The sequence below is a fragment of the Terrimonas sp. genome (genome assembly GCF_003075435.1).
In the GTDB taxonomy this organism is placed as follows: domain Bacteria; phylum Bacteroidota; class Bacteroidia; order Chitinophagales; family Chitinophagaceae; genus Agriterribacter.
This window is the reverse complement of sequence record NZ_QCZJ01000021.1, coordinates 48,395-65,495: the sequence shown is the minus strand read 5'-3', so window position 1 is coordinate 65,495 and position 17,101 is coordinate 48,395. Positions and strand designations below refer to the sequence as shown.

Below are 17,101 nucleotides of genomic sequence, written 5' to 3'. Positions count from 1 at the left end.
AACACATGCTCTGTTATATTATTCTGCTGCAAATTTGGGAAGAAGCAATCACATATAGCGTTACTTTCTTACCGGATTATTATAGTTTTATTTCCCAACCTTTCCTGTATACCCGCTTTAAATATTTATTAGCCTCCGCGTTATTGGTGAAAGACAGGTTAGCCGCATCCCACAATAATTCTTCATTGGGCATACGGATGGCAACCGTGCCCAGCAGAATAGCTTCCGTCATAGGACCTGATTGCGCAAAATGCGATTCTGTTTTTGCTTTACCCAGGCAGGCATTCACAAAATGATGATAGTGATTACGGCTTTCAAATTTTTTGAAATCCCGGTTTTGAAATTTTTCGGCAGGCAGTAAAACAGGTTTTTCTCCGCCATGCGGTATCAGCAACGCGCCTTCTGTACCAATCAGCATTGCAGATTCCGCAGGATATTGCTCTACCGAATACAATGCCTTTATTTCTTCCGGCGGATAAAACGCGCCATCAAACCATTCAAGTGTAAGCTCTTTTCCTTCTGTAAATTCATTACCCGGAAATTTCCAGGTAATATGATCGCCCTGCGGCCAGGTATCAGCCCTTCTTTCAGGCGAATTTTTCCACGACTCCTGCACTTCTGCTGTTACGGAGATCGGCGCTTTTAAATTTATTCCTTTCCACACCGCGTCAAAAATATGACAGCCAATATCGCCCGACCAGCCGGTACCAAAATCCTGCCATGCACGCCATTTGGTTGGATGGTAGATACCAGGAGCATAAGAACGCAGCGGAGCTGTGCCTGTCCACAGATCCCAGTTGAGTGAGGCAGGAGCATCCGCCCTTTCTGCCGGACGCGGTCCCACAAGCCGGTAAGTATCTATAGCGCCGGGGCGGTTGGAACAGAGATACGCGTGTTTTATTTTTCCGATAACACCATCTTTTAATAATTGCACTGCTGTACGATCGCATGCCGAGGATGCAACCTGCGTGCCCAATTGTGTCACCACTCCTGCTTTAACCGCCGCGTTGGTAAGCGCTCTTACTTCAGCCACATCATGGCACATTGGCTTCTGGCAATACACATGTTTGTTTAATTTGATTGCGCTGTAAGCAATTATAAAATGATTATGATCCGGCACGGTTACATTTACCGACTGTATATTGTTTTTTTCTTTCTTCAGCAGCTCTCTCCAGTCGCTATAGGTTCTTACTCCCGGAATAGCATCCGCAGCTTTTTTAAGATGGTTCGCATCCACATCGCAAATGGCCACAATATTTACACTGGGATGGCTTTTAAAATTATTGAGATCTCCCCATCCCATTCCGCCAACACCAATGCATGCATGGTTAAGCCTGGCCGGTTGCGCTGCAACAGCGGTGGAAGATTGCAATAAAACAGATGGCACAACGGCTGTGGTTGCTGCTGACAGGATAAATTTTCTGCGGGATAATGATTTTGATTTTTTTGACACGATGCAAGCGTTTTAAATATTGAAGAAAACAGGATTATATTTTAAGTGTTGACCTTTGCTTATCTGTTCTGTGACTGATAATCGGAGTGCATTTCAATTTTCATATTTAAACATATGTACTGGCATCCTGCAGCCCCATCCTTTAGTCAGGGTAACAGGCTGTACGAATTATATTGAGCTATAGTACAATTGTTTAACATTTATTCTAATGCTGAACATTGTACTGTAGCTTGTCACCCCGACCAAAGGAGGGGTCTATGCCCTAACACAAATTCTAAAAGATGTTTTTTTAAAATTATAAAATAAAAGATCACGGTGTTTTAATAATTAACCGGCAGCAATTTCATGTAATCATTCAAATCAATATGATCTGTTTTGCTGAATGCTTTACCCGGTAAATTCAGCTTTAATATACGAGACACCCTGAAATCACGATAATCATTCCGCCAATGGCACCATGCTATCAGGTGCCAGTTCAGCGCATAAAATATCAACCCGACAGGCTCTAGCATGCGCAGACTTATTTCATTCTTATTATTCTGGTATTCAATTTCAATACAGTTTTGCGAAGCGATCGCCTCCTGCAACTGTGTTAAGTACGCAAAATTATTTTGAACAAAGTCACAGCTTACCGCTTTTATCTGCGGCTGCAATTGCTCCAGTTTGTCTTTTTGTGAACCACGCAAAACAGCCTTCACTTTATTAAGCGCGGTTTCATAATGCTTCTTTATTGAGTTATCGCCAAACCTGCCGGCAATACTTTCCATCAGCAATAATGCATTTGCCTCTTCATTGGTAAATGATACAGGAGGCAGGAAATATCCCTGTACAATAAAATACCCCCGTCCGTTCTCAAAACTTACAGGCACACCTATTTCCGTTAAAGCCTTAACATCGCGGTAAACCGTTCTTATACTGATTGAAAATTTTTCAGCAATACGCTCGGCAGGTAAAAATTTTTTTGATTGAAGCATGGTAAGAATACCCAGCAGCCTGTCAATTCGGTTCATGCAACTATTTTGAGCTTAATTTAAGGGTTTTGGGGCGGCCAATACAGCATATTGCTTATAAATTTGCCCACTTTACCAGTATTTTCACGCAATCGTTTTAAATATTTTCTTTAATAAGGCATATATTTTTGAAAAATTTTTATAAAAAAAGCAAATTGAGTTATAATTTGAAAACATTATCCTACATTTGCTGAAATTTTTAAACCAAAAGAATAAACTAAATTCATTATGTGTGGCATTGTTGGGGTGTTTGATTGCAAAACAGGCACCGAATCATTAAGACCGAAAATTTTGAAGATGTCGAAAAGGATCCGGCATCGTGGCCCGGATTGGTCTGGCATATACAGCGATGACAATATAGTACTGGCGCACGAGCGTCTCGCTATTGTTGACCCCCAGTCGGGTGGTCAGCCGCTGTATACCAAAGACAAAACTTTAGTACTGGCAGTGAATGGCGAAATATATAATCACCAGGAGATACGTAAAACGCTGCCTGATTATGAATTCCTGACACAGTCGGATTGCGAAGTGATACTGGCATTATACCGTAAAAAGGGTATTAATTTTCTTGAGGACCTCAATGGCATTTTCGCATTTGCTTTATACGATAAATCAGATGGCAGTTATTTTATAGCGCGTGATCATATTGGTATCATTCCTTTTTATATGGGATGGGATGAATGGGGCAATTTTTATGTGGCTTCTGAGCTGAAAGCGCTGGAAGGTGTTTGCAACAACATAAAAGAATTTTTGCCTGGTCACTACCTGCACAGCAAAGACGGAAGCTATGAGCTGAAGAAATGGTATAAGCGCGATTGGGAAAAATATGAGAACGTAAAAGATAACGTTTCTGATATCGCCACTTTACGCAAAGCGCTGGAAGACGCGGTACACCGCCAACTGATGTCTGACGTTCCTTATGGCGTTTTATTATCAGGCGGGCTTGATTCTTCCATTATAGCCGCTGTTACCAAAAAATTCGCTTCAAAAAGAATTGAATCAGGCGATACACAAACAGCCTGGTATCCCCAGTTGCATTCATTTGCGGTTGGCTTAAAAGGCTCACCAGACCTGGCAGCAGCAAAAAAAGCAGCGGATCATATAGGAACCGTGCATCATGAAATTCATTTTACTATACAGGAAGGGCTGGATGCCATCCGTGATGTAATTTATCACCTAGAAACATATGATGTTACTACCATCAGGGCATCAACACCAATGTATTTAATGGCAAGGATCATTAAATCAATGGGGATAAAAATGGTATTATCAGGAGAGGGTTCAGATGAATTATTCGGTGGATACCTGTATTTCCATAAAGCACCAAACCCCGAGGGTTTTCATGAAGAAACCGTGCGCAAACTAAGCAAGCTGCATTTATATGATTGCCTTCGCGCCAACAAATCATTAGCAGCATGGGGCATTGAAGGGCGTGTTCCGTTTCTTGATAAAGAATTTATGGATGTTGCCATGCGGCTTAACCCTGCTGATAAAATGATAAAGCCGGGCAAGATGGAGAAATGGATACTGCGCAAGGCATTTGAAGATTACCTGCCGGAGAGCATTGCATGGCGCCAGAAAGAACAATTTTCTGACGGTGTGGGGTATAGCTGGATAGATACGCTTAAAGCAGTTGCGGCTGAAAAAGTTACCGACGAACAACTGGCTAATGCCAGGTACCGGTTCCCGATCAACCCGCCAATGTCAAAAGAAGAATATCATTACCGTTCCATATTCAGCGAACATTTTCCATCAGATACCGCGGCGGCATGTGTACCTTCGGTACCCTCTGTTGCCTGCAGCACACCTGAGGCGCTGGCATGGGATAAATCATTCCAGAACCTCAATGATCCTTCAGGCAGAGCCGTTGCAAATGTGCATAATATGGCTTATGAAGGAGAGCAGGAACTGGTTAAATAAAATTTCATATTACACTTTACATAATAAGGCTGCCCGTTGTGGTAGCCTTATTTATTTGGTATTACTATAACAGATCGTATTGTACTAATAACAATACAAAATTCATAACGCTGAGATGCTGATTATTGATAACTGGAAATTGGGGCAATAACATAAATTTACGTGTTGGTTGCAAGGCTATGGCAACACTTCAAAAATGAAACTACTAATTCAAATAATTTTAATGGGACTTTTTTCAACTCTATTTGGTTGTGGACAAGGCAATGACAAAAAGCAGCAAACCAATTCGCAAAAACTTGCTGACATTACATCAAGGACTGATATAAGCGAAGGGTTTAGTGATATTTTCCTAACAATTACGGCCAGCAGCAAAACAGACATAACAAATATTTATGTTGGACAGGGACTTTATAAAAACAAGCCTGTTGGACTTAAATTTGAAATCAATTCTAAACTTCCATTTGGCATAACTTCTGACGGAGAAATTAATTCAAAAAGTGGCTTTGTAAAAAATGGTGTAAAGTTTATTTCACTTGGACAAGAAAGCGATAAACTCATCAATGCTCTGTTTGATCTATATAACGAACCAACGAAAAAGACCTTTTCCAGGAACATAATATCGGCTACTGTATTTTCTTTAAACCAACAAGACACAGACTTTGATAAAAATGGTTACTATAAATTCAAGCTATTTTTTAATGACGATTGTGACGAGAACACTTATGCGGAAATGTTTTTTAATATAAATACAGCTGAAAAAATAATTGAGCTTCACGAAAAGGACCACGATTACAGAAAGCCTTTGCTGAAAGCATTTACAGACTGACTGTTTGGTAAGCCCAGCAGGCAACGTTGGGTTGTGGAAATGTGCTCTGATGTCGTAAGCCCCACAACAGGCTCGATATACAGCTTCGGTTCCAGACTGAACGTTAGTAATTTGGTTTTTAGTTATTATCTTCATCACATTTTTTCAATCGGCTTTTGTTCTGGGTCTGACATTCAATGAATACCACACCTGTACAAAACCGCAGTTCGTTGTGTGTAATTGTTTCCATTTAAATTATGACATTCAATAATAATAGACGCTTTACAAGGCAGACCTTTGATATTCTTAGTAGTTCGCTAAAAATTGACCGAAAAGGTTTATTAGACAGGATTGAATATGAAATTCCATTCGACAATATTCATAACAAGAAAAAGATTCAAACACAGATAAACAATAACCTTGTTATTACTGGACTTTTCTTTTTTGTCTTTAGCTTCCTGTTTCTATTAGGGACAGCCGAAGAACTAACGGTCATATTCCTTTCAATCGGAGTGATCTTTGTATTAACCGCCTTCATGAATAGAAAAAAGACAGTGACAATTGCAACCTATACTGGCGACGAAATAACACTATACTTCAACAATAAAAATAAAGAAGATGTCGTAGAGTTTTCAGATAAGATTATTGAAGCATCAAATAACTATCTCATGAAAAAATATGGAAAAATTGACCGTGCTCTTCCGGTGGAGCAACAGATTGACAATCTACAGTTTTTACGAAACAGAGAGATCATAACTGAAAATCACTATGAAGCTCTTAAGGATGAACTGCTCGGGCGAGAAGGAAAGTCAGCGATCGGGTTTGGACAATAACAACATGCACACAACAGGCGGCTTGGTTATATGGCGGGACTGCAGCGAAAAACATTTTTATTATGGGTAAATTGATAATTTTTGAGGACTACCCGGAACCATTGCTAATGAAAAACAAATTTCTATTTCTTTTCCTGTCGGCACTTGTTTCTTTTTCATTGCAGGTACAGGTGACGGATACACAAAATATAAAGACATTATTTTAAAAAGGTCTTTATGTTTGCTGACGGGTTATTCATTGGGGACTTATAGCTATGCAGACATTGGTTTAGGAAAATTAAGTAGTACTGTTCGCTATTACCGAACCATTGCAAGGCCGCCAGACATCATACTCCGTTAAAACAATCCACAATCACTCTAACAAAATGACCAATACATACATAAAAGTTGCGGTAACGATTTCACTACTTATTATTAAACTTTCAGCGGCTTCACAAACGCTTCCCGACAATTTCAAAATTGGTGATTATGTTGAAGTCTTTAATAACGACAGCATAAAAATTTATTTCAATTGTGGCGGTACTGTTGTTGGCAAGAAATGCGCTTCCTACTATCGTATAGGGAAAATGGACTCAATAATAATAAATATTACAGGCAGTTTTACTGATTACTATACAAACGGAAAAGTATACTTAAAGGCAAATATGCTAAACAATAATCTGGAAGGATTATCCAGTTATTACTATGAAAACGGAAAACTTAAAGAAGAAGGAAATTATCAAAGCAATGTCAGACAAGGTAAATGGACTTTTTATTATCCTAATGGAAATGTTGAAAAGATTTATGAATATACCGATAATGAGCCTTTAGTACTGGAAGCATACAAACGTGATGGAAAAGCAACTGTACATGATAAGAATGGAAACTTTGAAACAGAATTTAATATTTACAAGCAATGCGATGAATATAAAACGTCGGGGCAAATAAAAAATGGAAAGAAAGATGGTGAATGGAAATTTTTCGCCAGCCCAAATGCATCTTTACCAATATCAATAGAAACTTACGATGAAGGTGATTTTATAAAAGGTGGTGGAAACAATGAAGAATATACTGACAAGCCAAGAATTGGTTTAACTGCTTTTTATGGGAATGAAAACCTTATCCTGTTAGATAACTCAGTTGTTTGTCCAGGGAATGCAGTTTCTGTCTGGCGTTATAACAACCAAAATATCCATTCATCTTTTTATCCACAACTTCAAGACGAGCTTTCAAAATATGATAAACCAGTTCAAAATCAGTGGTTGGTTGTTGGTATTAAAGTAAGTAAGAAAAATAAAATTGATGAGATAAACATTGCATCTTCAATCAATGATAAAAATATCGAAAACTATATTTACAATTTACTTTCAAAAATGACACAGTGGAAAACGGCAGTTATCAATTCTAACAAAATAGAATCAAATATTTTCTTTACAATTCTCGTTGACAGTAACCAAATTATAATACCGGTTGATTATTTATTTCGTAATAAAGAAAATTAACGGCGTACAATATCTATGCTTTCGTTTTACCCGAAAGACAAGAAATGAAAACGATGTTAACTCCACCTTGCCGGGCAGGCTTCGCCTATGGAGGCCGATGTTAGGCATTGGTCGGGAGATCTGCGACAGTGGGGGAAAAATAACTCTTCTCAATACTAATCATGGATTGGAATATTAAAACTCATGAGAATTTAATAAAGTTGCGCCTGGATTTATAGATAAACATTAACAGCGCATGATTGCAGATGATGAAGGCCTGCTTATAATCGGGCAGGCGGCTCTGCTACTTCTAATTCTAAGTAACGGAACATATTTCCCACACCACTTTACGTACGGGCCTCGTATACAGCTCTGCCCTCCTGAGTATTGGGCTTTGCGATATCGCCCACATTCCTTTACAATAGCGTTCACAATGAACTTTTACATTATTAAAGTCTGCGGATATCGTAACTTCCGGTAACCTAATGAGGATTTTTTCCACATAAATTATTTAAATATTATTCTAAGGAGCAATTAAAAGAAGTTTATGGCAACCGTAAATCCATACATATATTTCAACGGAAATTGCGAAGAAGCTTTTAATTTTTACAAAGCTGTCTTTCAGAAAGACTTTACATATCTTGGACGTTACAAAGACGTTCCCCAAACAGACAGGCATGTTTTTCGGGAAACAGATGAGAAGATCATGCACGTTTCTTTGCCTATCAGCAGGGAGACAGTTCTGATGGGTTCCGACAATAATGAAGCATACAGCCAACTATTAACGTATAGCAACTTCTCGCTTATTGTTCATGCCGGTGAAAAAGAAGAAGCAGACAGACTATTCAATGAACTTTCCCGTGGTGGACAAATAAAAATTCCATTGAACCAGGCATTCTGGGGATCTTATTACGGTATATGTATTGACAAATTTGGAATTATGTGGAAGGTAACAATTGAAGCAGCACATTAAGCAGCTTATAGTTTTGGGCAGCAAACTGCTATTTCCTCGTCAGCACAAAGCCTGCTCTTTGTGCTCACAATAAACGACACACTATCACAATCATAAAATGACAACTGCGGCTTTATTATCAAAAACAATGACAGCAATACAATCCGGCACTTTAACCGAAATCGAGGAGATGCAACCTATTGGGGCTTTTTATAACGAGACGAAAGCACATTTTAAGCGCTTCGATCCCTAAACTGATGATAACAGGATACATTTAAAACCGCCGGTTCTATAGTGACTATAAAGGCCAACCAACGCATAACAATGACAGCAACAAAAAATACAGGAGATCGACCAAACAAGTTTTACATCATCAGTGTAACTGCACTGACTTTTGTTTTGCCGGCAATTGGTTTTATTGCAGAATATCTGGCAAATGATATAGCATTGACTTTTGAACTGTTTTGTAAATGGTTCATCTTTTCTGCAGTCGGCCTTCGTTTGTTCCTGGCAGGCATAAAGCAAGTGAAAAACCCGGAGTTTACAGCCAAACAAATATTTCACGTTGAGAATGCGGACATTTTTACAATCCTTCGTGAGTTAGGCTTCGCCAATATTTGCTTCGGACTTGTTGGCATCGTTTCTTTATTCAGACCAGACTGGAGAATTGTAAGCGCATTTGCAAGCGGACTTTATTACGGCATTGCCGGCATTCAACACGGGCTGAAAAAAAACTCAGGAATAAATGAAAAATTTGCCTTGTGGACTGATTTACTGATTTCCGCTTTTCTTTTAGCATACTTTATAAAGGCGATATGAGCATAATAAAAGGGTATTGCAGGAACTGTAAATTGCCTGGAACAAAAATGAAGAAACTACCGAATGTATTGGAACAAATGACTATCAGTAAGCCCGTACCGGTAACTTACCTGTTGCAACCAGAAACGACAAACGCTCCCGCCAATCTCAAGTTTCAAGCCCCTAATCATCCAGCTTCAACACTGCTAAAAAAGCTTCCTGCGGCACTTCTACATTCCCGATCTGGCGCATGCGCTTTTTACCTTCTTTCTGTTTTTCAAGCAGCTTACGTTTACGGCTTATATCACCACCATAACATTTGGCAGTAACATCTTTACGCATAGCCGAAATATTTTCGCGGGCAACGATCTTAGCTCCTATTGCCGCCTGTATGGCTATCTGGAATTGCTGGCGCGGAACCAGTTCTTTCAATTTTTCGCAAAGCTTTCTCCCAAAATCCTGCGCCCTGCTGCGATGTATTAAAGCGCTCAATGCATCAACTTTATCACCATTCAATAAAATATCCATCTTAACAATATCAGCATCACGGTAACCAATAGGATGGTAGTCAAACGAAGCATAGCCACGGGTCTGGCTCTTAAGCTTATCATAAAAGTCAAAAACGATTTCAGTTAAAGGCATTTCAAAAATCAATTCAACCCTTGTTGTTGTTAAATAACTCTGATTGATCAAAATGCCTCTTTTACCCAAACACAGCGTCATTATATTACCAATATATTCAGGCTTTGTAATGATCTGCGCTTTTATATATGGCTCCTCAATTCTCTCTGTTTTTACAACATCAGGCATCTCAGCCGGGTTGTTTACAATTATTTTTTCGGCTTTGGTAGTATATGCTATAAAGCTTACGTTAGGAACGGTTGTAATTACTGTTTGGTTAAACTCTCTCTCCAATCTTTCCTGTATGATCTCCATGTGCAGCAGCCCGAGAAAGCCACAACGGAAGCCAAAGCCCAGGGCCTGTGATGTTTCCAGTTCAAATGTTAATGAAGCATCATTTAACTGAAGCTTATCCATGCAATCTCTCAGCTCTTCAAAATCATCTGTAACTACAGGAAATATACCGGCAAAAACCATTGGTTTAACTTCCTCAAAACCTTTGATGGCAACCGGTTCAGGATTACTTGCCAGGGTAATAGTATCCCCTACTTTAACTTCCTTCGCGTTTTTAATACCGGTAATTATATAACCAACATCCCCGCATTTCACTTCCTGCTTCTCTGTCATCTTTAATTTCAGTATACCTATTTCATCGGCTTCATACTCCTGTCCCGTACTTACAAATTTCACTTTGTCGGCTTTTTTCAAACCGCCGTTCATAATACGGTAATACACTATTATACCACGGAAAGAATTAAATACACTGTCAAATATCAATGCCTGCAATGGCACATCGGGGTTACCTTCAGGAGGAGGTATCCTGTCAACAATAGCTTCCAGCACAGCCTCTACGCCCAACCCTGTTCTGCCGCTTGCCAATAAAATATCTTCCGGTTTACAGCCAATCAATTCTACTATCTGGTCTTTCACTTCTTCAATCATCGCCCCATCCATATCAATTTTATTGATTACCGGGATGATCTCCAGATCGTTATCTATAGCCAGGTAAAGATTGCTGATGGTTTGGGCCTGTATCCCCTGCGTGGCATCTACCAGCAATAATGCGCCTTCACATGCTGCAAGTGCCCGGCTAACTTCATAGCTGAAATCAACATGCCCGGGCGTATCAATCAAATTAAGTGTATACGTTTCACCATGCGAATTTTTATAATTGATCTGGATAGCATGGCTTTTAATGGTAATGCCTTTTTCTCTTTCAAGATCCATATCGTCCAGCACCTGGTCCATCATTTCTCTTTCGCTGATGGTATTGGTTACCTGCAATAAACGATCTGCCAGGGTGCTCTTTCCATGGTCAATATGGGCTATGATACAAAAGTTCCGGATATGCTTCATTTACTTGCTCGTCTTTTTTTGAGATGCGCAAAGGTAAGCGTTTTAACAGCAATATAAACCGGGTGAAGCATTAGTGAAGAAATTAAAAAAGGCAGGAATAAATCCTACCTTTTACTGGTATAAAATGATATTTATTTTGCAATTACCACCGGAAAATACCTGCCATCGGCAAACTTGAGGTAATATACGCCTGCCGGTAAATTCCGCACCGATACATTTTCCCTTAAACCGGAAACAGTTCCGGCCTTCACAATTTTGCCCGTTGCATCTGCAAGGGTCCATTGCAGCGGTTTCTGGGACTTTTGCTTGAACATAATCGCAAAATCATTCCTGGCAGGATTAGGAGCAATAGTAATATCAGCAGATTGTGTATTCTTAAGCAGCACAATATTGGAGTATTTAACAGTTCCATCATTATCTGTGCACATAACACGGTATTGATTTTCCTGCGGCAGGGGATTAAGATGATAAAACTTATAAGATTGCTCACTGGCAGCTCCTTCTATTATTTTACTATCCATTAACGCCCAATTCACATCGTCAGCAGATTTATACTCAAGTGTATATTTAGCCTGGCTGTTATTCTCTATTGTTGCTGTCAATATGTTTTGATGAGCTGCGGCATCAATTTCACCTGTTAATTTTAAAGATGTTAACGGTAATACTGAAGCAAATCTCGCTAGAGTAATTTCTGCAGGTAACCCATCAGCCACTGAAAAAGTAACAACTGATTCAGCCGCTTCTGAAGAAACCAGTGTAGCATATTTTGCAGGAACGTTGGCAGCTTTAAGCCATCCGCCATACAACCGGAGCGTTATAGGTACAGCCACGCTCTGATCATTCACAAGATTAATATCCGGGTTTACTACAGAGATGCGCAGCGTATCATTACGTATCTGTGCCATAACCACACAAGGAACATCGTTTGCCTTGACTATGGTATTACTGGTTAACTGTGTATTTGTGGTAAACAAACTGAATCCCACGGCATCGGTAATATTTTCCTGAATGATGTGCGCATGTTCATCCTGCTGCAAAATATCAAACTCACGTGTTGAAGACGATCCCATTCTGGTAGAAAAATCGCTCATTGCCGACTGGGTAGTATTGGGTATTACCACATAAGCATATTTTGCATTTGAAGGCGCATTGCCATGATTAATATAGGCATTTGCATAGTCAGCAGTAGTAGTAGCGCCGGAGCCTGATTCATCAGGACTGGTCTGTGATTTTTTCTCTATTTGCACATTACTGCCGGACAGTATATAATACCCGGTTTTAAAGGGATCAATCACCCAGTGAGCATCACTCTGACTTAAAGATTCAGATAGCGGAAATGCTGTTTTTGAAGCAGCATCCACAATAACAGGTGTTGATGTTGAGGACAGGGAAGTCTGGAATAAAGTTGTGATGGTATTTCTCCATGATCTGTTATTATTTATATTACTTCCCAGGCAAACAATTTTTTTGCCGAAACAAAACCACGACTTCCGGAAAGTAAATGTAGAACTATGCGTTATTGTATAGTTTATCTGCTGAAAATTAAGCCCGTACATTCCATACTCTCCCTGCAACTCCTGTAACAGTACATCAGAGGACGATGTTTCCGAAGGCTCACCAAATTTTACCCCTCCGGCAAAATTAAGTGCATTTCTTTCGCTGATATCAGTAACTGTTCCTTTAAGGCTCAAAGAATCATACGGATAAACTATAGTGGTTGTGCCGGGTGGTTTATTCCAGTCCCACCCTTCCAGCATCATACCACTGGGCTTAAGTTTTTGCCCATAAACGCTGGGGTATAATATTTCAAGAGCGCCATAGCCCTGGTATCTTCCATACCTGTTATCACTGGAATAAGTTTCGGTTGCCCAAAAATCGTTATTTATCCCTTTGATGGTCGCCACCCAGTTATCTTTTCTGTATAAAGCGAGCGGACTATAATTCATTTGCCAGAAACCACTGGGAAAAGCCTCTGCGCTTGTTCCACCAATTTTTGGGGCATAATCATATATACGTGAATGCATTGCCGCTACTACTGGATCAAATGCCTGATTTACTATTTCACCTCCAATATAAGCCAGCTGCTCAAGCGCCGGCTGATTGTAATAAGTAATAACTTCAAAAGGATGCCGCCCATTTAAACTATTTGCATAATAAATTTTATTAGACATAATACACTCTGCATAAGCAGCCTTTCTAAGAGTATAATAGGCCTGTATATTAATCTGGAATGGCGTTTTACGCAAAACTGATAAAGTATAAGTTATAAGTGAATTCATCGCATACATATATGCGTTATAATGAGCCGAATGGTGGAAAGCAACACCATCTTTCTTAATCCCGTCACTAAGTCCTTTTTGGTCTTCTAAAAATTTCTCCAGATACACTTTAAGCCTTTTCAGATCCTCCACACCGGTAGCATCATCCGGGCTGAATAATATCATTGCCATAAATGCATCCTGCAGCGTATAAATATCGTCCGTATCAAATAAGCCATTGGATTCATTTTTCCAGGCTAACCCCGTACCTGTACTCCATTTTATCCAATGCCATAAATTATATCTGAGAGATGCATCGGCAAAATAATCTACATTAATAAGCGCACTAAAAAAATCCATTTGATTATATCCTTTATAACCACCTCCAAACCAAAATCCGCTACCTCCGGCAATGCCTGAATCAAACATCAACTTTAAGAGATTGATCGCTTTTTCTTTACTGTCGTTATTATTATTATGCACGTAACTACGGGCAAACACTCCTATCATCTGGCCAATTTCCTGCGGATCAGTAATAGGTTTTCCCTTCACAGCACTTCCCTCCACCATTATATTGTAGGTATTATACTGAGTGACAGCTGAACTCAATTGTGCTGCTGTGGGCGCGCTGCCAATAGACCGTCGTTTAACCCTGGCTCTAACAGAGTCAAGCCCCGCAAGTTCCTGCTGCGTAGGTTGTGTAAAAGAAATTAATGGTGGTGCATAATAGCAACTATAGTAAAAGTCGCTTATCATATTGTTTTTTATGGGCGCTAATTCATATAAATCAGGCATCACATCATCGGACTGCTTAAAATCATAAGCCCGCATAAATTGCAGATCATCTAAATATATCGTTCCACTACCTGATGCAGGTGCAACAATGCGCATTTCCGTACCAACATTATTGGTACTACCACCGTTCAGCATATCATACATGTAACTCCTGAGTAATTTTCTCCATCCCTCAAAATTCACATTAAACCTGAAGTGGAATTGATTGACAGTCTTATTATTATAAAATTGAATTTCAAAAGTATCTTTAGCGGCGGTTTCATTATGAACCCATAGTTGAAAATGACCCTGATAATAGTTAAAAAGCCCCCCGTTTATGGCAGAAGCCTGGGCACTGGTCAATTCAACTTCCAGAACATCACCGGCTACCCAATCCCATCGAAGTGATTTTGCGCCTATCCTGTAATGCCTGTCGCTAATAGATAAACTACCTTTGGAAGCTGTGAAATTGGAAGGAACGCTGGTTTCGAAATCAGGCTGGCTGTATACTGATACTGAAGCAAGAATACCTATTATTAAAAACAAGGTATAGCTGAATTGCCTAGAGCCGGGAAAGCACAAACACTTATATCTGTTCCACATGGGAGCGCATAGGGAAAAGGGTAACCCCATCATAAAAAATTGAATTTAGTTTGCTTATGGTTTTTCAAAGGGCTCTATGACAAGAAACCTTTTTGGAAAAAACTCTTATCAGCAATTTTCATGCTCATTTGCCTTTTTCCACAGAGAATTTTTATCTTATTTTTATTCCCGAAGTTTAAACATTGGTTCCCAACATATTAATATCATTAATTAATGATAAAAAAATTGAACTGTTATATTTGCTTTTAAAAGATATAAGCCTTTATGCTGATTTATAATCCTAAAAATTGGTTTGGAACAATTTTCCAGTTTCATAAGTATGATACGGTAAGAAAGCTGACCCCCCTGATGTGCTTTATGGTAGTATATTCTCTTGTGATTGCTTTTTGGGAAATAGAATACCTGCACCTTTCTGCCAACAGCTGGGTAAAAAATATTCCGGTAATGCATAGCCTGCTGGGTTTTGCCATATCCATGTTGCTGGTTTTTAGAACCAATACCGCTTACGACAGGTGGTGGGAAGGCAGAAAGCTTTGGGGTAGCCTTGTAAACAACAGCCGCAACCTTGCCATAAAGCTGAGTGCCATGCTGGAAGGAGATGACGATTCGCGGAAGTTTTACAGGAGAATGATCCCGCTGTATGCCTCTGCTCTCAAAGATCACCTGCAGTCTGAAACCACCAGGCTTATGCTCGATGAGCAGGCTCATCCTGAATTGGCCTCCATTGATACCAACAAGCATGTACCTAATCAGATAGCATCTATTATGATGCAGCGGGCATATCTTTTATACAAACATGGAAAAATCACAGGCGATCAATTGATCGTGTTAAACGGAGAGCTGTCATCATTTACCGATGTTTGCGGCGCATGCGAGCGTATACGCAACACGCCTATCCCCTACTCCTACAGCGCTTTTATTAAAAAATTTATCTTTATTTATGTTATGACGCTTCCCTTTGGCTATGTATTCTCGTTAGGGTATTACGTAGCCCCAATGGTAGCTTTTGTATTTTATGTGCTCGCCAGCCTTGAATTGATTGCAGAAGAAATTGAAGAACCATTTGGTAAAGATGCGAATGACCTTCCTATGCATAAGATGGCAGAAAATATTCAAAAAAACGTCAATGACCTGATATAGCCATCAGGCTGAGGCCTTTTCCAATTCAACAATAGATTCATTTGTTTGATGGGTGGCCGGGTTTTCAAGGTATTCCCGTCGTGCTACTTTTGCGGTTTTATGATCTCCTGTATGGCTCCATCCCGGAGGCATTATCATATACAACAACTTATTTTTTATACCAGGCGCTTTGCGTATATCTTTTACCAGCGCAACTATTTCTCCAAAGTTCACATCCCAAAAACTGTTTGGATTCATTGCTCTTGTAATACCATATTCAATCTTAACTTCTTTCCGCTCGGGCTCGTATGTTTTAAATACTTTATCCCAAATATTCAGCAGGTTGCAGAAGTTGGTATCCATATACAAAGGGTTTCGGGCATGATGCACACGGTGATGTGACGGTGTAAGAATAATTTTATTCATAAAGCCCATACGCCCGTCTTTCATAATACTTTCACCCACATGAATGAACGCGCCCCATGTACCGTCAATGAACATAATAAAAAACAATAGCGGTGGATTAACGCCGGCGAGTATGCAAATCGTTGTTCTAATCACATCTGCATAAGGTGCTTCAAGAAAAAAGTGGGTATACGTTACCGACAGGTTCATGGTTTGCGGCGCATGATGTGTTGAGTGCAGGCACCACAGCAACCTTACTTTATGCGCCAGGAAATGATAGATGAAATGAGAAAACTCCCAGACAATATAACCATAAATAAACCAGTACCAGGTAAAGCTTGTTTTAAAGATGGCATATTTTTCAAATACACCTATACAAAAAGCCACAGCGGCAATAGAAATAAACCTTGACACAAACCTGTTGAATACATAAATAAAGAAGTTGACCCTGTAGTCTTCTACTTTAAACTTTTTATATGCTGCGCTTCTTATAATTTCTATAATAAGCAGGATGGGAATAAATGGGGATATAGCACCGAGAATACCCTTAAATGTAAGCAGAGCACTGTAATCTCCTGATTTATACATTTCTATAAGAGAACCAACTCCCAGGAAACCAATGAGCTCATTGTAAATTGTTTCTAAAAAATTCATAAGCCGGCATCGTTTAATTTACTTAATAAATTTTTAAGCGGATACTTTCGCATTACAAGCTTACTTATTAATTTCATATA

12 protein-coding genes are annotated in these 17,101 nt (G+C 39.5%); 7 read left to right on the top strand and 5 right to left on the bottom strand.

Going from position 1 to position 17,101, the window contains the following annotated elements; all coding sequences use genetic code 11:
* Positions 1–79: 79 nt before the first annotated feature.
* Entirely contained in the window at positions 80–1,453 is a 1,374-nt protein-coding gene (locus DC498_RS19390; RefSeq protein ID WP_116875817.1) for a Gfo/Idh/MocA family protein, read from the bottom strand.
* A gap of 320 nt (positions 1,454–1,773) precedes the next feature.
* Complete coding sequence (locus DC498_RS19385; protein ID WP_116875816.1) at positions 1,774–2,463, bottom strand: helix-turn-helix transcriptional regulator; 690 nt, start codon at positions 2,461–2,463, stop codon at positions 1,774–1,776.
* A 228-nt stretch (positions 2,464–2,691) separates the two neighbouring features.
* Between DC498_RS19385 and asnB the strand changes: the two genes are divergently transcribed.
* The 6 genes from asnB (at position 2,692) to DC498_RS19355 (ending at position 9,252) form a co-directional block, all read left to right on the top strand.
* Complete coding sequence (gene asnB, locus DC498_RS19380; RefSeq protein WP_116875815.1) at positions 2,692–4,383, top strand: asparagine synthase B; 1,692 nt, start codon at positions 2,692–2,694, stop codon at positions 4,381–4,383.
* A 196-nt stretch (positions 4,384–4,579) separates the two neighbouring features.
* Positions 4,580–5,209 carry a hypothetical protein gene (locus DC498_RS19375; protein WP_133176909.1) on the top strand — a complete coding sequence of 210 codons (630 nt, stop codon included), beginning with the start codon at positions 4,580–4,582 and terminating at the stop codon, positions 5,207–5,209.
* Between the two features lie 236 nt (positions 5,210–5,445).
* Positions 5,446–6,021 (top strand): hypothetical protein, encoded by a 576-nt coding sequence (locus tag DC498_RS19370; protein ID WP_116875813.1) that lies wholly within the window; start codon positions 5,446–5,448, stop codon positions 6,019–6,021.
* 365 nt (positions 6,022–6,386) lie between these two features.
* Positions 6,387–7,502, top strand: a complete 1,116-nt coding sequence (locus DC498_RS19365; protein ID WP_116875812.1) for a toxin-antitoxin system YwqK family antitoxin — start codon at positions 6,387–6,389, stop codon at positions 7,500–7,502.
* 526 nt (positions 7,503–8,028) lie between these two features.
* Positions 8,029–8,454, top strand: coding sequence for a VOC family protein (locus DC498_RS19360; RefSeq protein ID WP_116875811.1), 426 nt, complete (start codon positions 8,029–8,031; stop codon positions 8,452–8,454).
* Positions 8,455–8,757: 303 nt separating this feature from the next.
* Positions 8,758–9,252, top strand: a complete 495-nt coding sequence (locus tag DC498_RS19355; protein WP_116875810.1) for a DUF6790 family protein — start codon at positions 8,758–8,760, stop codon at positions 9,250–9,252.
* A 162-nt stretch (positions 9,253–9,414) separates the two neighbouring features.
* Here DC498_RS19355 and lepA read toward each other — a convergent pair whose 3' ends face one another.
* Both lepA and DC498_RS19345 read right to left on the bottom strand, forming a co-directional pair.
* Positions 9,415–11,208: a translation elongation factor 4 gene (gene lepA / locus DC498_RS19350; RefSeq protein WP_116875809.1), complete on the bottom strand. Its 1,794-nt coding sequence runs from the start codon at positions 11,206–11,208 to the stop codon at positions 9,415–9,417.
* A 131-nt stretch (positions 11,209–11,339) separates the two neighbouring features.
* Positions 11,340–14,786 (bottom strand): polysaccharide lyase family 8 super-sandwich domain-containing protein, encoded by a 3,447-nt coding sequence (locus DC498_RS19345; protein WP_165813903.1) that lies wholly within the window; start codon positions 14,784–14,786, stop codon positions 11,340–11,342.
* Positions 14,787–15,107: 321 nt separating this feature from the next.
* Here DC498_RS19345 and DC498_RS19340 point away from each other — a divergent pair, with 321 nt between their 5' ends.
* A complete protein-coding gene (locus DC498_RS19340; protein WP_116875807.1) occupies positions 15,108–15,983 on the top strand; it encodes a bestrophin family protein in 876 nt (291 codons plus the stop codon).
* 3 nt (positions 15,984–15,986) lie between these two features.
* On the opposite strand, the gene DC498_RS19335 is transcribed toward DC498_RS19340, so the two are convergent.
* Positions 15,987–17,021: a sterol desaturase family protein gene (locus tag DC498_RS19335; protein ID WP_116875806.1), complete on the bottom strand. Its 1,035-nt coding sequence runs from the start codon at positions 17,019–17,021 to the stop codon at positions 15,987–15,989.
* Between the last annotated feature and the right edge of the window lie 80 nt (positions 17,022–17,101).